Source organism: Rhizobium sp. Leaf453 (genome assembly GCF_001425605.1).
Taxonomy (GTDB): domain Bacteria; phylum Pseudomonadota; class Alphaproteobacteria; order Rhizobiales; family Rhizobiaceae; genus Pararhizobium.
This window is the reverse complement of the sequence record NZ_LMRG01000012.1, coordinates 1-370: the sequence shown is the minus strand read 5'-3', so window position 1 is coordinate 370 and position 370 is coordinate 1. Positions and strand designations below refer to the sequence as shown.

Sequence of the window (370 nt, the reverse complement as noted above, 5' to 3'; positions counted from 1 at the left end):
CGGTCGAGAAGCGGTTCACAGCAACGAGAGCCCCGCACGCAATCGAGCATCTCTCGGACAATGGATCTGCTTACACCGCGAGGGACACGAGGCTATTCGCCCAGGCGCTCAATCTGACGCCTTGCTTCACGCCGGTGGCCAGTCCGCAGTCGAACGGCATGTCGGAAGCCTTCGTCAAAACCCTGAAGCGGGACTATATCCGCATCGCAGCACTGCCGGACACCGAAACAGCGCTCCGGCTCATCGACGGATGGATCGAGGACTACAACGAAATCCATCCTCATTCCGCGCTCAAGATGGCTTCCCCTCGGCAGTTCATCAGGGCTAAATCAAACTAGCCGACATGTCCGGTGAAACGGGGTGCACTTCA

The 370-nt window shown here is 58.6% G+C and carries 1 protein-coding gene; it reads left to right on the top strand.

Annotation, left to right across the window (positions count from 1 at the left end; translation table 11 throughout):
- The coding region (locus ASG68_RS32415) for an integrase core domain-containing protein (protein WP_244484232.1) at positions 1 to 338 on the top strand (338 nt) is incomplete at its 5' end.
- Positions 339 to 370 lie beyond the last annotated feature (32 nt).